This window comes from Butyrivibrio sp. DSM 10294, from assembly GCF_028539135.1.
Classification (GTDB): domain Bacteria; phylum Bacillota; class Clostridia; order Lachnospirales; family Lachnospiraceae; genus Butyrivibrio.
Genome location: NZ_JANSWL010000077.1, coordinates 174,139 through 196,305, shown reverse-complemented (window position 1 = coordinate 196,305; position 22,167 = coordinate 174,139). Strand labels below are relative to the sequence as shown.

Sequence of the window (22,167 nt, the reverse complement as noted above, 5' to 3'; positions counted from 1 at the left end):
ATTATTTCTCCTCTTCTCCCCCGTAAACAAAAACATCATACTTCAAAATCTATTAATAATCAAAGGTTATTTTCATCTTCTTCAAAATGTTTAACTCCGTCCTCAGAAAATTCCACTCTCTCCCCGTGCCAGAACCGCAGCTGCAGCTCATTTCTGGTCATTGAAGGAGAAATGTAATTACCGCTTAAGCAGTGGGCCGAAAGATCTTTTACGATGTCATATTGTTCCTTGTTATCGATCCTGGAAATAATGACCTTGCTGTTAAACTGATTAAGGAGGCTGACCCTGGTATTAATCAGGATCTTACCGTTCTCATACCCCGTTCCTTCCATGATGTTGCGGACATGGATGATCATCCCGTCAAAGCCCTTGTTGTAACCTGTTCTGTAGTCCATATACCCGGAGGTATAATTGCCGAGGAACAGCCTGATACCAAGCTTTTTGAAAACATCCATGATATATTCAAGGGAATCTATACCCATATGCGCATCATGCTCATTGATCTCAAACGCAATAAGGGAAGGATCGATCTTAAATCTCTCCATATTGTCCTTGATGGCATCAGCCACCGACTTACTGATGGTCTTGATGGACATAAAATGAATAAGCACAAACTCTATGCGCATATCCGATCTGTCAACGCCGGTGCCCAGGAATCTGAATACAGCCTCAATCATCCTGACCTCAAGCTCCTCAATAAATCCCGTTTTATCCGCAACTGCCATGAATTCCTCGGGAGCTATGGCCCCAAGCACAGAATCATTAAGAGTAAGAAGAGCCTCTGCGGAAGTGATCTTACCGGTTTTTGCATTGTACATAGGCTGGTACAACACCTTGAAATTTTTCTCGGAGATGCCTCGTCCAATGGCCTTCTCAATTTCGATCTTGCGAACAAGGAAGTCCAGATCACTTCCAATAAACACACTCTTGTCAGCGCTCTCGATATCGGCCTCCGCAAGAAGAAAGATATCATCAACGCTGTTAAATTGTCCCGGTGTTTTGGCCGCAAGGATCCTTGCCTTGATCATGGTCGCTCCTTCTCCCACATCAAAACCCTCATTAAATCTGTTGTTGATAAGCCATGTCATGCTCTCAACTTCCGCATCGCTAATATCCGGACACAGAATATAAAAGCAGGAATCCTCTGCTCTGTAGACATCGTATTTGTCATCTATTCCCACAAGGAATACACCAATCTCTCTGATGATGTTCTGGAAATTCTCAAAACCTACGATCTTGCGGTAGCTGTCTGCATCGCTTATTCTTACGCAGATGGCCACAAACTCTCTTTTCAGACTGAAGAAATTGTTAAGGTCATACAAAAATGCGTTTCTGTTGTAGGTGCCGCTGACCGAATCCACCTTGTCATCGTCCTTTTCGATCATGATCATGATTCCCATAAGGCCTATGGAATCCGCCAGTAACTCGCATACGATCTGGGGATTTAACATCTGTATTGCAGTTCCCGTCACAACCAGAAGGGAAAAATAGCTCATTGCCACCCTCTTGACGGTTCCTATGTTTTTCCAATATCTCATAAGAAGATAGAAAGAAAAAGCAGCATATACCACAGCTACTGCGTATACAACATAAATTCCCGGTCTTCTGACAAACACAAGATTCCCCTCGTGAACAAACATGAAACTAATAAAGGGATTGAGTAAAAGCAGTATTTCAAGCACAATAATAGGGAAAACAATAATGACTCTCTGCAGAAACTTTAGCTTGTACATAACTCCGCAGACCAGGATGATATAGAACAAAAAAGTTGGTATGAACGCAAAATGTGTAACAAAATACACCAGTTTACATCCATAGCAAATGACGAACTTGGCGTTAAATGCAAGTTCTGAATTCTGTGTCAGATATGAAATTATTCCGGTTATGGAATCAATAAAAGTAAGCAGCAAAAGAGTAACAAAAAGGTTGCTCCTGGCACTCCTTTTGTTTCGCATCAAAAGTGTGTAAAAAACACAGGTCAGACTTATAATTGCTGCGGCAATCCTGAAGGCCAGACTGCCGTATCCACTGGTATCCATCATATCTTTTTACTCTCAATACGCTTTATTTTTGCTTTTGAAGAAAACATCAAGGGTCTGAAGAAGCTTGTCCTTACTGATAGTCTTAAGCAGGTAGTCCGCAGGTTTCAGTGAGATAACGTTGGTAACGCTGTCCCTGTCATTTTTGCCCGTAAGAAACATAACCGGGGTAGAGCTGGAAAAAGACTCGCTCCTTAGCATCTCCATTACCTTGGGGCCGTCCAGCACAGGCATATCGTAATCAAGGAGAATAAGATCCGCCTTGTTGGTAGCAAGCCAAGCCACAGCCTGGGTTCCGGAATTGGCCATGCCCACTCTGTAGGTATCCTTGAGCCACTCTCTTATCATCTGAATATAGGTAGGATCGTCATCAACGATAAGTATGCTCTTTCTTCTTGCCAGCTCGAACTCCTCGTCAGTGGCAGTAGCAACCTTATTTATAAGATCCGCCATATCAAGAGGCCTTGTAACCTCGAAGGCTATATCCTCCTTCGGGACGAACTTATGCACCAGGTCGAAGGCATCCTTGTCGCCTATTATGAGCATTATCATGTTTTCCTCGATGCACAGATCCTTGAAATAGACCATTGCATCCTTATGCTCCTCGAAATCCTGATCCGTATACAGAACTATCAGATCCGCATCATTCTTTTTGATGGCCAGCTCCGACAGTGCATAGGAAGAATCCGTCACCTCGAATCTATTGCTCAAAAGAGCATTCTTGATGGCGTTTACCAAAAAAGTTTCTTCATTTCTCACAAGCAGAATCTTTTTCTTCATGTCATTACTCCTCTATGTTCAAACGCTGCGATGCAACACTTTGTATCTGTTCCCAGGAAAGCTTGTAGGAAAGCTCTCCTATCCTGGCTATGGCCTTGGCATCATCAGGCGGCAGCTTGTATATCTTGATTGAATCCAGAACAAACTGAAGGGTGTCATAGTCAAAGCTCTTACTAACTTCGATTATGGTGCTGTAGGCATCCCTTAGCTGTGCCTTTGAAATAGGCGGCTTGTCATCCTCGTCCTCATCCTTGTCGCCTGCGATCTCCGGGATCTCCGACAGGGAATACTTCACTATGGAGAACAGGTTAAGGAGTTCGTTCTGATGAAGTTCAATGGTTTCAATGTCACCCGCATTACCGGCATCCTCCATCTCTTTTGCAAGGAGCGAGAGCTTCATGGCGCCTATGGTTCTGCTGGTGCTCTTAAGAGAATGAACATAGCTTGTGTAGTCCTTCCAGTTCTTCTCCTCATAAGTGGTCTCAATGTTTCTCTGTGCCATATCGGAGGACTCGTAATACACCTTCAATATGCTAAGATAACTGTCAACACTTCCGCAGTTCTTAAGTCCCTCCGAAGGATCGATCTCTTCAAGTTTATCCATCCAGTCGGGCCTTTCCTCCGGAGCGACTTCCGGAGTCTTCTGCGTTTGTGCCGTATCAGTCTCTTCTCCGTCAGCAAGTTCTTCCCGGGTCATAATGAGCTTATCCTTTGGAAGGAACCTGATAAGGCATTCCTCCAGTTTCTCGCTCTCAATGGGCTTACTCAGGTAATCGTCAAAGCCCTCCTTCATGAAGTTCTCCTTGGCACCTGTTATGGCGTTGGCGGTAAGAACCACCACAGGAGTATTCAGGTTGGGGCTCTCTGTATCTGCCTTCATGGCTGCCAGAGTCTCTATGCCGTCCATCTCAGGCATTCGATAATCCAGGAAAATAAGGTCATATTTCTTTTTATGCTGCTTCTCCAGACATTCCGCGCCGCTTCTGGCGGTGGATATCTTGAGCTTTGTGGGCTTTAGGAGTTCTCTTATGACAACGTGATTCATTGGCGTATCGTCCACCACAAGAACCTTTGCCTCCGGCGCTGTGAAGCTCTCCTTGTACTTCTTCTTTTCCTTGGAAGCCTCGCTTAGTTTCTGCCTGAAATCTCCGATCCTGGCATCTCCCACCACTTTCTGAGGAAGGATCATGGAAAAAGTGGAACCCTTGCCATATTCACTCTTAACGCTGATGGAGCCTCCCATAAGCTGCAGCAGACTGTTCGTAATGGCAAGTCCAAGTCCGCTTCCTTCCACGGTCTTATTCTTTTCCATATCAAGTCTCTTGAACTTATCAAAGAGATTCTCAAGATCCTCTTCCTTGATGCCCATACCCGTATCGGTGACATCCATCCTGAGCTGAATACTGCCATCAAAGCCTTCATCTCCGGTTACGGTCAGTGTTACTGTGCCCTCCTTGGTATACTTGATGGCATTGTTGAGGATGTTGACTATGATCTGCCTAAGTCTCATCTCATCGCCAAACAACGTATTGGGCAGGTTCTTATCTATATCAAAAATCAGCTTAAGGACCTTTTGCTCCGCCTTGATGTGAACCATGTTATAGACATCGTTAAGTACCGAGCTGAAATCATATTCCGCCTCGGTTATCTCCATACTTCCCGCTTCGATCTTGGAGAAGTCCAGTATGTCATTTATAAGGGACAAAAGAGTTCTGCCTGCTCCCTCGATGTTCTGGGCATATTCTAATATCTTCTCGTCCTTGCACTCTCTTAAGATGACCTCGTTCATGCCAAGTACGGCATTGATAGGGGTTCTGATCTCATGGGACATATTTGCAAGGAAATTACTCTTGGCTTCGTTGGCTGCCTTCGCCCTTCTCTCCTCCATGCGAGCCATCTCTGTTGCGCGTAGGATGGCGATAAACTCATTTTTGCTGACCTGTTGAGAGAAATACTCACCTGTCAGATAGTCCGCCCCTGCTATATCCGCAAGATCAAGAAGCTCCTGGTTGTCCACATTCTGAAGGATCACCTTCTTGCCCATCTGATGCATCATCTTAAGTCTGTTTTCTATAATAATGCGGCTCTGCTCCATCTGGTTGGATTTTTCCAAAAGATCCGCACTTATCTTCACACCCTCAAACATAAGCTGGGATGCGCTCTGCATGCTAAAGAATCCTGTGCCGTAATCATCCATTAAAAACCTGATGCCGTCCCAGGCAAGTTCTGACATAATGATTCCCAGAACGTTCTGATCCGCTGTGGCGGAGGCCTCCGTCACTTCAAAAACTATCTGCGAGGGCCTTACCCCGAACTTACTGAGCAAAGACCTGACCCTCACAATAAAATCCGACTGAATAACCTGCGCCGAGGAAAGTCCAAGGCTTATGAATTCAAGACCCATCTCCTCTGCAATACCGCCTCCGAGGAAGTACAGTACTTCCTCAAGAGCAAACCATCCGAGCTTTTCTATAATACCTGTCTGCTCGGCAATAGGCATAAACTCCTCTTCCGCGATGTTTCCGAGTTCCTTATCCACGAACTGAAGCTTGGCCTGAGCACCGCAGATACTAAGCTCGCTCCTGGTATATATGGGCTTGTAATATATCCTGAAGCCGTCGTTCTGGATTCCTCTTCTGACAGCCTTTTCCACATCAGCTCTTCTTAACAGGAAGTCAAGGTCGTGTCCCCTTAGCACTTTGTGCGACTCAGTTTCCATGGTTGTATCCGACAGAAGGAACAGATGCTCAATACTTCCAAATTCTTCCGGAGATCTGGCCTGCAGAATCAAGGCCTTAAGTTTGACACTGGTGGATCCGTGGATCCATTCGTCGCCAAACCTCTGCAGTATCATCTGAGAAATATGATCGGCTCTTTCCCTGTCTACCGCCTGGCACACAACAAAAAAACAGTTGATATCGGCTCTGTACACATCTGTCCCCGGTTCAACAGTTGTCAAAAAAGAAACTACCACCGACAAAAGGCTCTCAAATTCCTCGTAGCCCGTTATTTTTCTGTAAACATCAGCATTTCTAATATGAACTGCGAAAGTCGTAAAATTCCTGCCGTATTTGAAGTAGCTACCGGTATCCTGGATAAAAACGTTACGGGTATAGGCCTTGGTGGCGGAATCCATCTTCTCGTCGTCATTTTCCAGCATTATCATAAGTCCCATAAGACCTATGGCTTCGCACATAAGCTCACATCTGATATTGAAATTCACCATCTGAATAATGGTGCCCAGAATAACCAGCACGAAGAAATATATCACTGCTATTCTGTTGAGATTATTAAGGCTTTTCCAATAGACAAAGAGAGCCGCTATTGCAAAAAGCACATAGAATGCGCTGACCGCATAAGCGATATATACTCCGGCCTGCCTGTGAAATGCCAGGTTTTTGTCCACAGTATAGACCAGATGAAAGACGGGATTGGTGGCTACCATTGCTTCCATGATTGCAAAAGGCAGTGCCAGCATTCTTCTGCTTTTTTTGGAAAATCTGTATCCGACATTGCATACAGCAAGAATATACAGCGCAAAAATGGCTGCTATAGCGAAATGTGTAAAGAAATACACAAATTGAAGCAGATGAAAAATAAAAAACCTTGTGGCAAACGGAATATCTGCGGTCCTTATCGGGTCACCAAATATACCTGTGATGGCATCAACAGCAACAATAACGAGGATCCAGAGGAAAATCGTGTTCTTCGTCCTCATTCTGTTCTTCATCAGAATAGTATAAAAAATACAGGTAACACTGATAATTACAGCAGCAAGATTAAAGGTTAAGTTCCCAAAGTTCTGAACACTGTCCATAAAAACACCTTAAGATCAGGAAGTTTACCCTTCCTCTCATCCCTGAGGAATCAGATCGCGATACCACTTGAGGGCATTTAGATATGCCTCATATACCTTATCCATGTCCATATTGCCCACAACCATAAGCCTGGATACTTCCGTCCAATCCGCATCCTCATATCTTTTGATGAAATCAAGGACAGGTGCAAATTCACCCTTTCCTTCCAGAAGGGCATCTTTGACGTTCTTGGATACCTGTACCATACTCAGTGCTTCTTCCATGGTTTTTTCCAGCATAATATCAAGAGCTGAAAACAGTCCCATAATGAACAGTTCCTGCGCCATCATGGCAAGCTCAAAGCTCTCTGCCAGGTTTTCAGCAAATTTAGCTCTTATCATTACAAGTCTTGTGATCTCACTGGGCTTGTCAGCGCACAGCTCCTTGGTAACGGCGGTGTTGATCCATCTCTTGAGTTCCCTCTGTCCCAGCATTGCTGCCGCGTGACGGATGGATGTGATCTCAGAATTAAGTGCCATTCTGTTAACCATCTCAAGAAGTGAGATAACAAGCGCAGGATCCTTGCCGATAACATCGGCAGCATCCGTAAGATCAAAGTCAGGTGCATTAACAACATTTAAAAGCTCAATATAGTTAACCTTAAGAGGATTGACCTCGGTCTCGGAGTCCTTGACAGGCATTCTGAAAAAACTGCCTTCGTACAGATCGTACCCTCCGTCATCCTTGAGTTCCTTGTAATCCTCCTGGGAATCAACGTTGACAGCGCACAGCTTGATGCCTGGATAAACTTTGTTGAAGTACATTCTTGCCTTGGACACATCGATCTTCACATGATCCAGCAAGATATAATCACACTTACTGAGGATATTCTTATATGCTTCGAAACTGCTGATGGGGAGTTTTCTGATAGCCAGCTTGTAGCCCTGTTCCTTGAGTTCTCTTACTCTTTTGACATAGGTTTCTTCAGGTGTGATGGTGTTATCCATCAAAAGCACTACCTTATTTGCCGGCACTGTACACTGAAGGGATATTTCCGCAAATATGGAAAACTGATTGATGGGAACGAAGACTTCTTTTCCTCCGGACAAAGTGGCTACGCCCATGCTGCTGACAACCTCCAGTTCATGGACTGTTCCGGCTCCGTCATATCTGGCGGTACCTTCATAATTCGGATTCAGAAAGTGGTTTTCCTTTCGCGCAAAAACAGAATATGCGCATACAGACATATTGGCGTCGAACAAAGGAATAAGTGTAGCCAGCATAAAAAGTCTCCTTTCAGGTGCATAAAGACATACTCCCACTCAAGTATATTTTAGCAAAATTAAACGGGTAATTATATTATATTTTTATAAAATTCCGCTAATTATTATCACTATACCGATAGTCACAAAAAATAGGCGCAAATCCGCTCATAACCGCTAAATATGTGTTATCATAGACATAGAATATTTTCACAAGAGTTCTTTTAAAAAAAGTAACAGGGGGGAAACTAAATATGGCTCAAGTTGAAATGTTAGCCATGATTCTGGCAGGCGGTCGTGGCAGCAGGTTGAAAGACCTGACTACAAAAGTGGCCAAGCCCGCAGTTTTCTATGGCGGGAAATACCGTATAATCGACTTTCCACTTAGTAACTGCGCCAACAGCGGCATCAATGTAATCGGTGTGCTCACGCAGTACGAATCCGTTCTCTTAAACAGCTATGTTGCTCAGGACGGACGTTGGGGGCTCGACTCCAAGGACAGCGGCGTATATGTTCTTACTCCCCGCGAAAAAGCCGATGAGGGGCTTGATGTCTATCGCGGAACCGCTGATGCAATATCTCAGAATATCGATTTTATCGATAACTACAATCCCGAGTATCTTCTTATTCTTTCGGGAGATCACATCTACAAAATGAATTACGAAAAGATGCTTGCCTACCACAAGGAAATGGGCGCCGACGCTACCATTGCCGTTCGTCCCGTGCCCATGAAGGAAGCCAGTCGTTTCGGTATCATGAATACCGATGGCAAGGGCAAGATCGTAGAGTTTGAAGAAAAGCCCGCCAAGCCCAAGAGCAATCTGGCATCAATGGGTATCTATATCTTCAACTGGAAGAATCTTCGCAAGATGCTTGTTGCTGATATGAATAATCCTGACTCCGATCACGATTTCGGTAAGAATATCATCCCCAGGATGCTTGGCGAAGGTAAGAAGCTTGTTGCCTATGAGTTCTCCGGCTACTGGAAGGATGTGGGAACCATCGACTCCCTTTGGGAAGCTAACATGGATCTTCTGGATCCCAAGAACGAGCTCAATCTTAACGACTCCTCCTGGCTTATCTACACCGAGGATGTGTCCACTCTTCCTCAGTACATCGGAAAAGATGCCAAGGTTAAACATGCCTATATCACTCAGGGCGTTCGCGTTGAAGGTCAGGTTACCAATTCAGTTCTCTTTACCGGCGCTGTAGTGGCTCCCGGAGCGAAGGTTACCGATTCCGTACTCATGCCCGGCGTAGTCGTTGAAGAAGGCGCTGTGGTCACAAGAGCACTTGTGGCAGAGAATGTAAGAATAGGCGCCAAGGCCAAGGTCGGTCAGCGAAACAGTGAGAACATTCTGCTTGTTGCAAAAAATGTGAAAGGAGGTAACAAATAATGGCACCAAAAGCATTTGGCATTGTATCCTCCGCAGATAGCAGCATATATGTAGAGGGTCTTCATGATTACCGCCCTATCGGCTCCTTCTCATTCCTTGGAAGATTCAGGGTCATCGACTTCCCTATCTCCAATATGAGTAACAGCGACATCAACCGTATCCAGGTATATGTACGCTCCCGTCCCAGATCCATCGCAGAACATGTAGGATCCGGAAGACATTACAACATCAACTCCAAGCGCGGTAAGATACAGCTTCTTTTCTCAGAGAACAGTTCTACCCGTTCAATTTACAACACTGATATTTCGGCATTCCTTGAGAATATCGATATTATTCAGAGAATGCATCAGGACTACGTTATCATCGCTCCCAGCTACATGGTATATAAGCAGGACTACAGACAGGTTCTTGATGCTCATATCGCCTCAGGCGCCGATGTAACTCTTCTCTACCAGAAGGTAGATAATGCAAGAGAATACTTCAGAGGCTGCAAGATTCTTAACATGAACAAGCAAAAGGGTATTGAATCCCTTGAGAAGAACCTTGGTACCGCCAAGGAGAAAAACGTATTTATGGATACCTATTGCATGAGCAAAGAGGTATTTATCAATCTTATCAAAGAAGCTGCCTGGGAATCCTCCATCTACACTCTTGCTGACATCGTCAACATCAAGTGCAAGGAAATGGATATCAGAGGCTTCCAGCACAGAGGCTACTTTGCAGCACTTACCAGTCTTAATGACTATTACAATGCTTCTCTTGAGCTTCTTGATTACAACATTGCAAGTGACCTTTTCAGAGCAGAATGGCCCATCTACACAAGGACCACCGACTCCTGCCCCACCAAGTATCTCGATACTTCCAAGGTCACCAATTCCTTTGTTTCAAACGGCTGTGTGATTGAAGGCACCGTTGAAAATTCCATCATAGGCCGTGGTGTTACCATCAAGAAAGGCGCTGTTGTACGCAATTCCATCATTATGGCTTATGCCCAGATTGAAGAAGGAATCCGCGTTGAGAACGCCGTGGTTGATAAATGGGCCAAGATCATTCATGCCCAGAATGTCCATGGAGAGTCCGGAAGGCCTCAATATATCCGCAGAATGGACACACTGTAATACACCAGCAATACCAATGCAATCTATAAGGGCCGGTTCGGAAACGAACCGGCCCTTAATATTTTTAGGAGCAAACTTATTGTTATTATCTTAATTCCATTACTTATTTGATCTTGAACTTGCCTACGATCTCTTCCAGAGTTCCTGCGATAGCTTCCTGCTTGGAGGACATGTCATTTACATTGGAAACAACATCTGCCGCAGCCATTACGGAATCGTTCACTTGGCTTGACAAATCTGCCGTATCCTGAGTGGACTCTGCAATGTTCTGAATAGCCTTGGATACTTCTTCCATAGATGCTCTGATATTCTCAACCATCTGAGCGATGTTCTCGGAGGATCCGCCGAAGGAATCAGCGTCATCACCGTACTGTTTAGCAAGTCCTACGAACTTGTCATAATCAGGAGTAACTGTATCCTTGATAAATCCAAGGAGTTCGCCTGAAGAACTTGAAAGGGTTCCGAAAGCTCCCTGTACGCCGTCGATTGTTTCTCTGATCTGTTCAACCGCCTCAGATGTGCTGCTGGCAAGCTTGTTGATCTCAGAAGCAACTACCGCAAATCCCTTGCCTGCATCTCCTGCTCTTGCAGCCTCAATACTTGCATTAAGTGAAAGGAGGTTGATCTGATCTGCGATCTCTGCGATGGTATCGGCAAGTGTACCGATCTGATCAACGATCTTGGCCTTCTCGTTAGCTTCAATAAGATCAGCTTCTCTCTGCTCTGCGATGGAAATAGCATAGTCGTGAGCCTGTCTTGATTCTTTCTCAATCTCTTTAGCTCTTGCCTTGATCTCTGCAGCTTCGCTGCTAGTCTTCTCTGTCTCGGCAGCCAGCTGATGAACAGATGCGTTAACTTCCTCAACGGAAGCGTTAACCTGCTCTGTTGCGGCACCTGATGACATCATGGCATCGTTTACACCGGAGATATTGCCCTGAATGCTGTTGAACTGACTGGACAGCTCGTTTGCCATATTTGCAAGACCTGTAGAGGTCTCGGATACCTGTACGGATCCGTCGGAGATCTTGGTGATAACATCTTTGTTACTCTCAAACATGTTATTTAATGACTCACTCATCTGGCCAAGTTCATCCTGAGTCTTACTCTTGATCTTTTCAACGGTAAAGTCACCGCTGGCAAGTTCGCCTGCAAACTTTTTAACATTATTGATATTGCGGGCGATGCTCATTACGTATGTCCAGATAACTGCTGCGGCTGCCAAAAGTGCTATTACGCAGATGATAGTAAGCTTACGAACAGCTGAATTAACAGGAGCTTCCAGCTCTGTTATGTTCTTTCTGGTAATAAGCTTCCAGTTAACTTCCGGGATATTTACAAAGTCTATGATTATTCTGGTTCCGTTCTCCATGAAGGCTGCCATCTGAGGATCTTCATCACTCTTGGAAACGATCATCTCAGCAAGAGCTGCAAGCTCGGCATTTTCATCCGCAGAGATATTTACGCCATTCATAACATAGTCCTCATTATCGCAGGAAATATATGTTCCTACTGAGTCTACCAGCATAGCTTTTCCTGTCTCACCAAACTGGATGGCCTTAACCATATTGGCGATATCAGTTAACTCCATATCAACTGTAACGCAACCAACATATGCTCCGTTATCGTAAATAGGAGCAGAGCAGCTGGACATGACTTTTCCTGAAGTCGGATCATAATAAGGATTAGTTATGATTGCCTGTCCTTCTGACAAGGCTTTTGCATTAGTGTAGTATTCCTGGCTAAGATAATCATACTCTGCATTGCTGTAGTCCCAGGTCTCTACTATCTGAGTACCTTCCTTGTACCAGTAGGGGCCAATATATTTTTCATTTTCATCAAAAACATTTGGCTCAAACCATAGTCCCGAACCAAGCATGGAGTCATTCTCATTCAATATTTTGGAAAGAGTGGCTCCGTAGCTTTTCATATCCACAAACTTATAAGATGTGGATACCATTGCTGCGATATTTACAGCCGTTGTTCTGACAATTTCCAGGTTTCCATTCATCTCTTTTGATGCGGCAAGCGTGGTTGCATTCATCGCTTCCGTTGACTGCACCTGGATTTGCGATGACAGCTCTTTGCTTGCAATATAGGTCAGAAGAATCATCGCTATTGCAACAACCGGGAGTATGCACAACAACATCTTTGCCCTAATACTCATTTTCTTCATAATCCTTGCTCCTTATTCTGAATATTTGTATCAGTTTTGTGAATTGTTACACAAAATCCTATTTCAATTTTACATTATTGCCTTCAAATATAGTCTTAATATTGTGTAAATTTAAATTAAATAATGATAAACGTACAGCTACTTTTTTGATGTATATATAATCGTTTTTTAATAAATGTGTATTCTTTAATGTGATAAAATTTATACTAAGATAATATGTGTGCTATTTACGCTTATGCAGAAAGGACTCTTTATGAACGCTGAACAATATCGTCGCGCAAACAGAAGCAGTTTCTATGTAACCGTGGTCATTTTAATGTGTGGTCTGGGTATCAATATCTTCAACGGATTCCGTGAAGGCTTTACCGGAGGAAAAATAGCCATCTTCATTGGCATCCTCATCGCCGGAATAATGGTCTTTGCAGGGAACATGGTATTTCCTACGATCAAAAGAGGAGCCATTCTAATAATGGGAGGTTCAACAATCTTCTATTTCATCCTCCTGATAGCCGAAGATAACCTGGTATATTTCGCCTTTGGTCTGCCGATTCTGATCTGCAGTATCATATATCTTAATGTTAGGCTATGTAAGGCAGGTATTGCTGCAATTATACTTTCTTTCCTTATTACCTGTTTGAAAGCCTACTTCGTAACACATACGCTTGATATGCTTCATGTACCGGCCTTTATCACTCTGGCTCTGGCCTTCATAGCATGCCTGTATACGGTAACACTTCTTACAAGATTCAATGAAGAAAACAACGCCGTGATCAACGAAAGTGCCGAAAAGACCATGAACACCGGTAATCAGATGGCTGAGATTGCCAATAACATAACCAATCTGTTCAATTCCTCTCAGGACAACATGCAGTCCCTTCAGGAGATCATCGAATCCCAGCATTCAGGTATGCAGGACATCGCCAGCAGTATGGAGAGCACAGCTCAAGCCATCACCGCCCAGGCCCAGAGAGTTCAGGAGATTCAGGAAGAGACAAATGCCACCGAGCAGCACCGCAAGAATATGACAACAGCTTCCGAAAATGCACAAACAGCTGTTGAGGAAGGTGTAAAGGGAATAAAAGCCCTCAAGGAAAAATCCAAAAACGTATCAGAACAGAGTCAGGTTACCGTTGATGCCACACAGGCTGTTATCAATAAAGTTGAAGAAGTTCAGAAGATCGTTGGTTCCATTATGTCAATATCCAAGCAGACCAATCTTCTTGCACTGAATGCCAGCATAGAGGCTGCAAGAGCCGGTGAAGCAGGCAAGGGCTTTGCGGTTGTAGCTAATGATGTAAGAGAACTTGCTGAGGAAACCAATACAGCTTCCACTCAGATCACCAACATCATCAACGAACTCAATGAAGATGTACAAAAGGCGATGGCCAGCATCGACGATACTGTTAACTCTGTTACCGAGCAGAACGAAATGATCGAATCCGTTGGTGAGAACTTCAACTGCATTGACGAAAATGTAACAGAGATGCTGTCACGCTTTGCTGAGATCGGCGAAGGCATGAAATCCATCGCATCCTCAACCACAGAGATCAACGATAGTATCTCCAATCTGTCAGCTACCAGTCAGGAGGTTGCTTCACTCTCCAATGAGGGCGTACGCTCCTCTGACGCAGCAGTTGCCAAGTTTGATGAGTTCAAAGGCATCCTGGGAGATATCTTCCAGCAGGCCAATAAGCTTAAGGATATGCAGACTAATTAAATTAATATCTTTTGTTGGCATTATTTAATCAATTTCACCGCCTCCGGCAGAGACTAATTAAGTGTCCTGCCGGAGGTTTTTTAATATTATGAATTTATAAATTTTTTAATTTTTTTCTACAAAAAGATTAACTTTTTATCCGATTTTACGATATAATATAAGAGAGCAGGATTTACCTGCGACTTAATTATTAGACTATTCAGGAAAGGAGGTAGACAGTGTATGACAGCTACATGTGATGTTAAGATGGAAATCATGGACTGCATCCGACGCGACTGTGAAGATGAGTACTATCCGGATCCGGAGAAGGTTGCTCATATCACCGGTTTGCCATTGGGGGTTGTTTTTGATTTGTTAATCGAACTTAAAAACCAGGGTTGTCTTGGAAAAAGATGATCTTTCTCAAATAAAACGGAGAAAACCATGGAAGATACGCAGTATTAAAAGGTCCTGTGCCGAATGAGCATAGGACCTTTTCCTTTTATATAAATATTCAGTTGATATTCTTAAAGCATCTCAACAGGCTCGTGTGAGAAATCTGCAATGCCGTTAGTGTACAGTGCTCTGACAAAATCAATGGCTCTCTGGCCGGACTCTTCTATCGCCACATTCTGGCTGTAGATATATTTGATACTGTCACCGGTACTAAGAAGGAAATCCATTTCTGTTCCGCTGATCTGACCATCGCCAAAGTCCAGCGGCTTAACTTCAACAGCTGTGACCTCTTTAACAACGCCTTCGCTAAAAAGAACTCTCATTAAAAACCCTCCTTGACACAAAGATTAAAATAAAAACACTTAACCATATTTTAACATCAAATTGTTGCAATTGCGATACTCTTTGGATAATTGTCTCATTTATGCTATACTAAGCTTTGTGCAAGAATTATAATTACTGAACATTAAAGGAGTTTTTTATGGTCAAATTTGGCAAAATCGGCGCTTATTTAACCGGCGTCTGTTTATCTATATCTCTTCTCACGGGATGTGTATCTTCCGCAGACAAGAATGCTGCCAAGGATACTGCCGACAATTTCCTCAAGGTAGTTGCTTCAGGTCAGACCGAAGGAATCAATGACTACTGTACCGATGAGGTTGCATCCGGCACCTTCGTCAAGCTCTTCGATTCCGGATACCTGGCAGAACAGATTCTCTCAGGTCAGGATACTTCGGATCTTACTGCGGAGACCTTAAGCGAACTGGATGAGTTCTGCAACCTCTTTTCCAACATGGTAACAGGCTATGAGGTCAAAGAAGTTACCGCCAATGATGACGGTTCTGTCACAGCCATCGCAACAATAACCACTGATTTTCCTGTAGATATCATCAAGAGCAGCTCCACCTCCGAGAAGGTAATGGAGGCCGCAGGCGCCTACTCTTCCGAACACGAAGAAGAGATTGCCACTCTCTACGCGGAGCAGGGCGAAGAAGCCACTCAGTCCAAGATACTTAATGATGTCTTTCTCGTAGCTTTGCAGACCTATGAAGACCTTATTAAGGCTTCCGCACCTCAGGACTATGCAATAGCCCTTAAACTTGAAAAAAACGCCGATACAGGCACTTATCTCGTAACAGGCGTAACAGATTATCTCAGCGCCGCTGAAGGAGCTACAACAGCCGCAGAAGAGACCTCTGTACAATAATCGACAATAGCTGATATTATCTGATCCAAGATAACAAAACACCCCGAAATTCCATATCAGGAATTTCGGGGTATTATTATGTCTATTTATAAGCCTATCAGAACAGACCAAGCAACAGCCATGCCAGCAGTACGATTCCAACAAGAATACCAATGCTTATGGGTACTATGGTTATCCAGGCCGACACTATCATGGCAAAGAGATCACCTTTTTCAAGATTATCTCCCACCGTAGGCTCTATCCTGTCCTCATTTGGATCATAGTACTCATCGTCATAGATATCGGGAGTACTCTCCTTCTTGTCCTTATTTACTTTGAACAGTCTGTCTACTTTTCTATTCCACCACATACAATTACCTTATACGAGCTTATGGTGACAAGCTACGAAGTGATTAGGAGAAATCTCCTCCCAATCTGGAACTACATGCTCACAGATCTCTGTGCAGTACTTACATCTTGTGTGGAACTTACATCCCTTAGGAGGGTTAACAGGGCTGGGGATATCTCCTTCGAGAACAACCAGATCCTTCTTCTCCTCTGTTGTGGGAATTGATTCCAAAAGCGCCTTGGTGTAAGGATGAGCAGGTGAAGCAAAAATGTCTTCTGAAGTAGCAAGCTCAACCAGGTTACCAAGATACATAACACCGATTCTGTCGGAGATATACTTAACAACGGAAAGGTCATGTGTGATGAAAAGGTATGTAAGGTTCTTCTGCTCCTTAAGATCTGACAAAAGGTTCAGGATCTGTGACTGAATTGAAACATCAAGAGCTGAAACCGCCTCATCACATACAACGAATTTAGGGTTAACGGCAAGGCTTCGTGCGATACCGATACGCTGTCTCTGTCCACCGGAGAACTGGTGAGCAAATCTGTTAACGAAATAGCCTGCGAGACCACACTCTTCCATGATCTTGATAACCATGTCCTGCATTCTCTCGTTGTCTTTCTTGCAGTAGCTGTGAGCCTTAAGACCTTCTCCGATAAGGGTTCCTACAGTCATTCTGGGATTCAGTGATGAATATGGATCCTGGAAGATATACTGAAGCTGATCTCTTATGAGACGAACCTCGTTGTAGGAGAGTCTTGCAAGGTCGATACCCTCGTCTCTGCAAGCTTCATGCTTATCAAACTCAGCATTGCTCTTATAGTTCTGTCTAAGTTCCTCGATTCTCTTATCGATACCGGCGATGATGTTCTGATCATCCTTCATGGACTGCTCGAAAGAATCCGCCTTCTTCTTAAGAGAAGCAAGCTTGTTCTTTTCTGAATCTGTTGCCTTGTCGCCCTTCTTGTTTACAACGTACTCAAGCTCGTCATAATCAAGCTTAGCTGACTGATACTTGCCAATGTCCTTGGAAAGCTGAGCACAGGCATTGTATCTCTCCATATAGATCTTCTCGATGGGAGCAAGATCATCTGCAACGATGAAACCACCAACAAGGTTAACGATGTTGAGGTATGCATCCTCTGCAGTTTTCTTCTTGGCCATAAGGTCAGTGTGAAGCTGAAGTTTCTTCTTATCATCGGCTGCATCGTACTCTTTCTGAGCCTTTTCATAATCAGCCTGATACTCATTCATTTTCTTCTTGAGCTTGGTAAGATTAGAAACAGTCTTCTTTACATACTTAGGTGCAAGCTCATCCAGAGAAGAACCATAGTACATTGTTCTTCCGTCTGTCTGACGGTAAAGCTGAAGAAGTGTACGTCCAAATGTGGACTTACCACATCCTGACTCACCTACAAGACCAAGGGTCTCGCCTTCGTAAATATCAAGTGAAATGCCATCGTTGGCCTTTACGTACATTCCCTTTTTACCAACGGGGAAATACTGCTTTAAGTTTGTGATCTTCAGAAGGACTTTATCATTTTGTGGCATGACGATCCTCCTTTCTAGCATAGAAACATCTTACTAACTGGCCCTCGCGTACCTTGGTAAGCGGTGGCTCTTCGTTCATGCACTTCTCGGTAGCATATTTGCAACGAGGTGCGAACTTGCATCCCTTGGGAAGCTTAAGAGGATGAGGTACTGCTCCCGGGATAGCATCAAGTCTCTGGTTGGAAGGAGTATCAAGTCTCGGAATGGAAACCATAAGTCCTTCAGTATATGGATGTGAGTACTCTGAAACATGGAATACAGTCTCAGCATCTGTCAGCTCAACAACCTGTCCGCAGTACATAACGGCGATGGTATCAGCGATCTGTCTGATAACACCAAGGTCATGAGTAATGAAAATGATTGATGTATTGTACTCAGTCTTAAGGTCATTCATGAGCTTAAGGATCTGTGCCTGAATTGTAACATCCAGCGCAGTTGTAGGCTCATCGGCAATAAGAAGCTTGGGCTTGCAGGCAAGAGCCATAGCGATCATAACACGCTGTCTCATACCACCTGAAAGCTGATGAGGATACTGCTTGGCAACGATATGAGGGTTAGGGATCTTAACGTCCTTAAGCATCTCGATAACCTTCTCAGCTGCCTCTTTCTTGTTCATTCCCTGATGGATGATGAAAGGCTCACTAACCTGTCTCTCAACAGTAAATACAGGGTTTAAGCTTGTCATAGGCTCCTGGAAAATAACTGAGATGTCGTTACCACGAACCTTGTACATTTCTTTCTCTGAAAGCTTGGTAAGGTCTTTTCCTTCGAAAAGGATCTCACCGCTGTCAATATATCCGTTACCGTCAAGAAGCTGCAGAATACTCATGGCAGATACACTCTTACCGGATCCGGACTCACCTACTACGCCAATGGTCTTTCCTTCATCAACCGAATAGGAAACACCGTTGACAGCTCTAACTATGCCCTTTTTTGTTCTAAAAAAGGTATGTAAATCTTTTAATTCTAATAAAGCCATCTTTATACTCCCTTATTTATCACGGTCAGATTTTGGATCCATTACATCTCGAAGCGTATCACCTACAATGTTTATACAAATACAGGTAACTGCAAGGAATAATGATGTAAATACCCACTGCCACCAGTAGTTCTTGATAATGGTTGAATTGTTGGCACCATTAAGCATGTTACCCCAGGTAGGTCTGGGATAGGTAACACCGAATCCAAGGTAACTAAGTGATGACTCTGTAAGCATACAGGTTGCAAAATCCAGGGTCAGTGTAACGAAGATGATTGATACGATGTTAGGCAGGATGTGTCTGAAAGCAATACGTCCCTCTCTTACACCCATAGCCTTGGCAGCCGTAACATACTCATTCTCACGGGCAACAAGAACCTGTCCTCTAACCATTCGTGCAAGACCTGTCCAGGTAAGGATACCAAGGATAGCCATCAGGATAAAGATCTTCTCATTCTCTGAAATATCCATCTGAGCCATGATAGCTGAAAGGATAAGTGCGAAAGGAAGGAAAGGAATAGCTGCAAAAATCTCTGCCACACGCATGAGGATGATATCAACAGCTCCTCCGAAGTATCCGGAAAGACATCCAACGATAATACCGATGATTGTAGAGATGATAACCGCTACAGCACCGATGGTCATGGTCATCTTACCACCCTGGATAATACGCTGGAAGATATCTGCGCCGTATCCGTCGGTTCCGAATAAGTATCCCTTAAGTCCCCACTTGCCAACAAGTGAATTATTTGAATCAACAGCGTAGCTCTGGAAAGCACCGGCAAAGATCTTAGCAGTCTTGCCGTTTACATCTGCAGGAACATCTGTCTGGTTAAGTGTTGAACCGCCCCATGAAAGCACTCTGCCCTCAGAAGTAAGAGCTGTATAGTGATAGGTTCCGGCAGCAAGCTGCTCAATTGTCTCACCCTCATGAAGCTGAGGCATAGGAACTGAGTCCTGAGGGAAGTTACCTGCAAAGAACAGGCTTCCGTCATCCAACAAACCGCAAAGGTGATTGTTTGTTGCATAAATTGATGTGATCTTTCTTCCGTTCAAGAACTTCTTGGAAGCCTTGGCGGAAGAATTGATGTTGGCACGATACTGATCGTAAAGGCCTCTCTTACCTGTGTAAACAGATGTACCCTGCTCGGTAAGACCAACTATATAGTTAAGTGTAAAGTCGATGTCAATAAGTCCATCCTTATCAACAAAGCTGTTGATATTCTGATAAGCATTGGTATTACCCCAAATATAAAGCTTACCGTCGTTCATAAGGATAGCAGTACACTGATATCCGCAAACAAGCTTCTTAACATTGGCAACATCAATTGTTCCTGTTACAAGCTCTGTAGGCATAGAAATGATGTTCTCTCCTACAGAAACATCCTTATCGATTTCCTTGTTTTCTTCAACCTCGGCAGCAACTTCTTCAGCAGCTGCTTCCTCTACTTCGGCGCCTTCCTCAGAAGACTCCTCTGCTGCAGAAACACCAGCCTCTTCAAGAAGAGCAGCGTCCTCATCGCTGACTGACTCCTCAGCCTCTTCAAGCATCTCAAGAACTTCCTTATCAGTTGTAACATACTGGCCATGCTTGTTGGAACCCCAGCCATAAACCTTACCGGTCTCACTGATGGCGATGATATGGTCGATACCTGCTGCTACATAAGCAATCTTGTCATTCTGTACAGACTCAGGAATCTCACCGATATTGATACCGGTTGTTCCAAGCTGTGTAGCTCCCCAAACATAAACCTTACCTGCATTTGAAAGTCCTACTGAGAATGAACCATAGCTGTCGATCATCTTGATATCATTCTTAAGTTCTGAGGGAACCTTCATCATGCTCAGTGTGGGAGCAACGTTTTTCTGTGTAACTTCAGTATAAGAATCATAATATTTTGGCATGAAAAGCGGTCCGATAAATACCAGCAAGAACATACCTATAACCACGCATAATGCTCCAACAGCGAGCTTGCGTTCCATGAAATTTCTGATTATCTGCTGAATTGGGGTTACTACTTCTTCAACATCCACGGAATTAGCAAGTTCTCTGCTTCCGCCGAAGAATGCTCTGCGTACCCAACCGCACATACGACTAAAAAAATTCTTCTTTTTCATCTCAATCTCCATGCTCCTTAGGCGCTTACTCTGACTCTGGGGTCAACAAGTCCGTATACAATATCGATTATCAGGTTGCCTATAAGAGAAATAGCAACATAGAAAAGCTGTAACAGTACAACTACGTCAAAGTCCTGTGTACGAAGTGACTGGATCATCAGCTTACCCATTCCGTTGATACCAAAGATATTCTCAAACATAAGTGATCCGCCGAAAATACCAAGGAACCATCCTACAACAAGTGTAACAATAGGAATAAGAGCATTTCTCCACGCATGGGAGTAGATAACTGCCTTCTCTGTAACACCCTTAGCTCTTGCAGTTCTGATGCAGTCAAGGGAAAGAGCATCGATCATAGAAGCTCTAACGTATCTTGTCATAGAACCCAGTGAGCAGAATGTCATAGTAATAAGAGGAAGTGCCATGTAGTACATTCTGTCTGTGAACCACTTCCATCCTGTGTAGTTACTTCCCGGTGTCTTCATACCACTGGGAGGGAATATTCCAAGCAGTGAGCAGAAGATCCATACGAAGAGGATAGCTGTAACGAAGGAAGGAAGTGAATAACCGATGATGGTTACCACCTGCATTACCTGATCGCCTTTGCTTCCCTTCTTAACGGCACAGACAATTCCAAGAGGGATTGTGATTCCAAGTGCCAGGATAGTTGCAAAAATATTTATGAAAACAGTATTCTTCATCGGCTGTTTAACAACGTTAATAACGTCATCCTTAAGCTCATAAGAATAACCGAAATCTCCCTGAATAAGTCCGGAGTACTCTCCGTAATAGTTTGGCATGAAGCCTATCCATCTAAGATACTTAACAACCATGTTTTTGGTATCAGTACCGTACTTACGCTGATATTCCACATACAAATCCTCAAACATCTTCTCTTTTTCAGCTTCACTGGCATTACGAAGACGAGTTTTCATTGTAGTCATCTCTGCTTTTGCATCTGTGTAAGCTCTGTTGTTTGGAACCAGATTGTATATAAGGAATAGTATAAAAGATAATACTACAAGAACAGCCAGCATATAGCCAATTCTCTTAAGGATATACTTTCCCATTTGATGAAACCTCCTAAAAATATCTTTCTATATAAACTACCCTGATCCGGGCAGAAATATTCGAAGTCATAATCAATCTATCAATTTAAATCTTTAACTCGTTAAACCAACATAAATCCACGGTCACGATATACTTCATCATGACCGTGGACCATAAGTCAGTTACTCATATTAACACATTTCTACAAATAATGGA

The 22,167-nt window shown here is 43.7% G+C and carries 16 protein-coding genes; 5 read left to right on the top strand and 11 right to left on the bottom strand.

The genetic code is table 11. The features are described from left to right. Positions 1 to 59: 59 nt before the first annotated feature. The 4 genes from NXH67_RS10060 to NXH67_RS10045 are packed head-to-tail and all read right to left on the bottom strand — an operon-like array spanning position 60 to position 7,899. On the bottom strand, positions 60 to 2,042 hold the full coding sequence (locus NXH67_RS10060) for an EAL domain-containing protein (RefSeq protein ID WP_022776844.1): 1,983 nt from the start codon (positions 2,040 to 2,042) through the stop codon (positions 60 to 62). A gap of 12 nt (positions 2,043 to 2,054) precedes the next feature. Then, positions 2,055 to 2,819 (bottom strand): response regulator, encoded by a 765-nt coding sequence (locus NXH67_RS10055; protein WP_022776845.1) that lies wholly within the window; start codon positions 2,817 to 2,819, stop codon positions 2,055 to 2,057. Positions 2,820 to 2,823: 4 nt separating this feature from the next. Further along, complete coding sequence (locus tag NXH67_RS10050; RefSeq protein ID WP_272797298.1) at positions 2,824 to 6,636, bottom strand: EAL domain-containing protein; 3,813 nt, start codon at positions 6,634 to 6,636, stop codon at positions 2,824 to 2,826. A 36-nt stretch (positions 6,637 to 6,672) separates the two neighbouring features. After that, positions 6,673 to 7,899: an EAL and HDOD domain-containing protein gene (locus NXH67_RS10045; RefSeq protein ID WP_022776847.1), complete on the bottom strand. Its 1,227-nt coding sequence runs from the start codon at positions 7,897 to 7,899 to the stop codon at positions 6,673 to 6,675. Positions 7,900 to 8,132: 233 nt separating this feature from the next. Between NXH67_RS10045 and NXH67_RS10040 the strand changes: the two genes are divergently transcribed. Both NXH67_RS10040 and glgD read left to right on the top strand, forming a co-directional pair. Further along, positions 8,133 to 9,275, top strand: a complete 1,143-nt coding sequence (locus NXH67_RS10040) for a glucose-1-phosphate adenylyltransferase (protein ID WP_022776848.1) — start codon at positions 8,133 to 8,135, stop codon at positions 9,273 to 9,275. Further along, positions 9,275 to 10,393, top strand: coding sequence for a glucose-1-phosphate adenylyltransferase subunit GlgD (glgD, locus tag NXH67_RS10035; RefSeq protein ID WP_022776849.1), 1,119 nt, complete (start codon positions 9,275 to 9,277; stop codon positions 10,391 to 10,393). Before NXH67_RS10040 ends, glgD begins: the two co-directional genes overlap by 1 nt. A 103-nt stretch (positions 10,394 to 10,496) precedes the next feature. On the opposite strand, the gene NXH67_RS10030 is transcribed toward glgD, so the two are convergent. Beyond that, positions 10,497 to 12,566, bottom strand: a complete 2,070-nt coding sequence (locus tag NXH67_RS10030; protein ID WP_022776850.1) for a methyl-accepting chemotaxis protein — start codon at positions 12,564 to 12,566, stop codon at positions 10,497 to 10,499. A gap of 253 nt (positions 12,567 to 12,819) precedes the next feature. Between NXH67_RS10030 and NXH67_RS10025 the strand changes: the two genes are divergently transcribed. Together NXH67_RS10025 and NXH67_RS10020 are read left to right on the top strand one after the other, a co-directional pair. After that, positions 12,820 to 14,283, top strand: a complete 1,464-nt coding sequence (locus NXH67_RS10025; protein ID WP_272797297.1) for a methyl-accepting chemotaxis protein — start codon at positions 12,820 to 12,822, stop codon at positions 14,281 to 14,283. Positions 14,284 to 14,505: 222 nt separating this feature from the next. Further along, positions 14,506 to 14,679, top strand: coding sequence for a hypothetical protein (locus tag NXH67_RS10020; protein WP_022776852.1), 174 nt, complete (start codon positions 14,506 to 14,508; stop codon positions 14,677 to 14,679). Between the two features lie 110 nt (positions 14,680 to 14,789). Here the strand turns inward: NXH67_RS10020 and NXH67_RS10015 are convergent, their stop codons facing one another. After that, the gene (locus tag NXH67_RS10015; RefSeq protein WP_022776853.1) at positions 14,790 to 15,041 is read right to left on the bottom strand and encodes a hypothetical protein; all 252 of its coding nucleotides are present in this window, start codon (positions 15,039 to 15,041) and stop codon (positions 14,790 to 14,792) included. 158 nt (positions 15,042 to 15,199) lie between these two features. Between NXH67_RS10015 and NXH67_RS10010 the strand changes: the two genes are divergently transcribed. Further along, positions 15,200 to 15,925: a hypothetical protein gene (locus tag NXH67_RS10010; RefSeq protein ID WP_022776854.1), complete on the top strand. Its 726-nt coding sequence runs from the start codon at positions 15,200 to 15,202 to the stop codon at positions 15,923 to 15,925. 97 nt (positions 15,926 to 16,022) lie between these two features. Here the strand turns inward: NXH67_RS10010 and NXH67_RS10005 are convergent, their stop codons facing one another. From NXH67_RS10005 to NXH67_RS09985, 5 genes are read right to left on the bottom strand one after another with little or no spacing between them, the layout of a single operon-like run. Further along, the gene (locus NXH67_RS10005; protein ID WP_272797296.1) at positions 16,023 to 16,274 is read right to left on the bottom strand and encodes a hypothetical protein; all 252 of its coding nucleotides are present in this window, start codon (positions 16,272 to 16,274) and stop codon (positions 16,023 to 16,025) included. A 9-nt stretch (positions 16,275 to 16,283) separates the two neighbouring features. Further along, positions 16,284 to 17,804: an ABC transporter ATP-binding protein gene (locus tag NXH67_RS10000; protein WP_022776856.1), complete on the bottom strand. Its 1,521-nt coding sequence runs from the start codon at positions 17,802 to 17,804 to the stop codon at positions 16,284 to 16,286. Next, positions 17,791 to 18,783 carry an ABC transporter ATP-binding protein gene (locus NXH67_RS09995; protein WP_022776857.1) on the bottom strand — a complete coding sequence of 331 codons (993 nt, stop codon included), beginning with the start codon at positions 18,781 to 18,783 and terminating at the stop codon, positions 17,791 to 17,793. The genes NXH67_RS10000 and NXH67_RS09995 overlap by 14 nt, the downstream gene beginning before the upstream one ends. 12 nt (positions 18,784 to 18,795) lie before the next feature. After that, positions 18,796 to 20,901 carry an ABC transporter permease subunit gene (locus NXH67_RS09990; RefSeq protein ID WP_272797295.1) on the bottom strand — a complete coding sequence of 702 codons (2,106 nt, stop codon included), beginning with the start codon at positions 20,899 to 20,901 and terminating at the stop codon, positions 18,796 to 18,798. Positions 20,902 to 20,918: 17 nt separating this feature from the next. Continuing rightward, the gene (locus NXH67_RS09985) at positions 20,919 to 21,971 is read right to left on the bottom strand and encodes an ABC transporter permease (protein WP_022776859.1); all 1,053 of its coding nucleotides are present in this window, start codon (positions 21,969 to 21,971) and stop codon (positions 20,919 to 20,921) included. Between the last annotated feature and the right edge of the window lie 196 nt (positions 21,972 to 22,167).

Excerpts from the sequence above, each read along its gene's own strand:
- NXH67_RS10060 (WP_022776844.1), bottom strand. The coding sequence starts at position 2,042 with ATGATGGATACCAGTGGATACGGCAGTCTGGCCTTCAGGATTGCCGCA.
- NXH67_RS10055 (WP_022776845.1), bottom strand. The coding sequence starts at position 2,819 with ATGAAGAAAAAGATTCTGCTTGTGAGAAATGAAGAAACTTTTTTGGTA.
- NXH67_RS10050 (WP_272797298.1), bottom strand. The coding sequence starts at position 6,636 with ATGGACAGTGTTCAGAACTTTGGGAACTTAACCTTTAATCTTGCTGCT.
- NXH67_RS10045 (WP_022776847.1), bottom strand. The coding sequence starts at position 7,899 with ATGCTGGCTACACTTATTCCTTTGTTCGACGCCAATATGTCTGTATGC.
- NXH67_RS10040 (WP_022776848.1), top strand. The coding sequence starts at position 8,133 with ATGGCTCAAGTTGAAATGTTAGCCATGATTCTGGCAGGCGGTCGTGGC.
- glgD (WP_022776849.1), top strand. The coding sequence starts at position 9,275 with ATGGCACCAAAAGCATTTGGCATTGTATCCTCCGCAGATAGCAGCATA.
- NXH67_RS10030 (WP_022776850.1), bottom strand. The coding sequence starts at position 12,566 with ATGAAGAAAATGAGTATTAGGGCAAAGATGTTGTTGTGCATACTCCCG.
- NXH67_RS10025 (WP_272797297.1), top strand. The coding sequence starts at position 12,820 with ATGAACGCTGAACAATATCGTCGCGCAAACAGAAGCAGTTTCTATGTA.
- NXH67_RS10020 (WP_022776852.1), top strand. The coding sequence starts at position 14,506 with ATGACAGCTACATGTGATGTTAAGATGGAAATCATGGACTGCATCCGA.
- NXH67_RS10015 (WP_022776853.1), bottom strand. The coding sequence starts at position 15,041 with ATGAGAGTTCTTTTTAGCGAAGGCGTTGTTAAAGAGGTCACAGCTGTT.
- NXH67_RS10010 (WP_022776854.1), top strand. The coding sequence starts at position 15,200 with ATGGTCAAATTTGGCAAAATCGGCGCTTATTTAACCGGCGTCTGTTTA.
- NXH67_RS10005 (WP_272797296.1), bottom strand. The coding sequence starts at position 16,274 with ATGTGGTGGAATAGAAAAGTAGACAGACTGTTCAAAGTAAATAAGGAC.
- NXH67_RS10000 (WP_022776856.1), bottom strand. The coding sequence starts at position 17,804 with ATGCCACAAAATGATAAAGTCCTTCTGAAGATCACAAACTTAAAGCAG.
- NXH67_RS09995 (WP_022776857.1), bottom strand. The coding sequence starts at position 18,783 with ATGGCTTTATTAGAATTAAAAGATTTACATACCTTTTTTAGAACAAAA.
- NXH67_RS09990 (WP_272797295.1), bottom strand. The coding sequence starts at position 20,901 with ATGAAAAAGAAGAATTTTTTTAGTCGTATGTGCGGTTGGGTACGCAGA.
- NXH67_RS09985 (WP_022776859.1), bottom strand. The coding sequence starts at position 21,971 with ATGGGAAAGTATATCCTTAAGAGAATTGGCTATATGCTGGCTGTTCTT.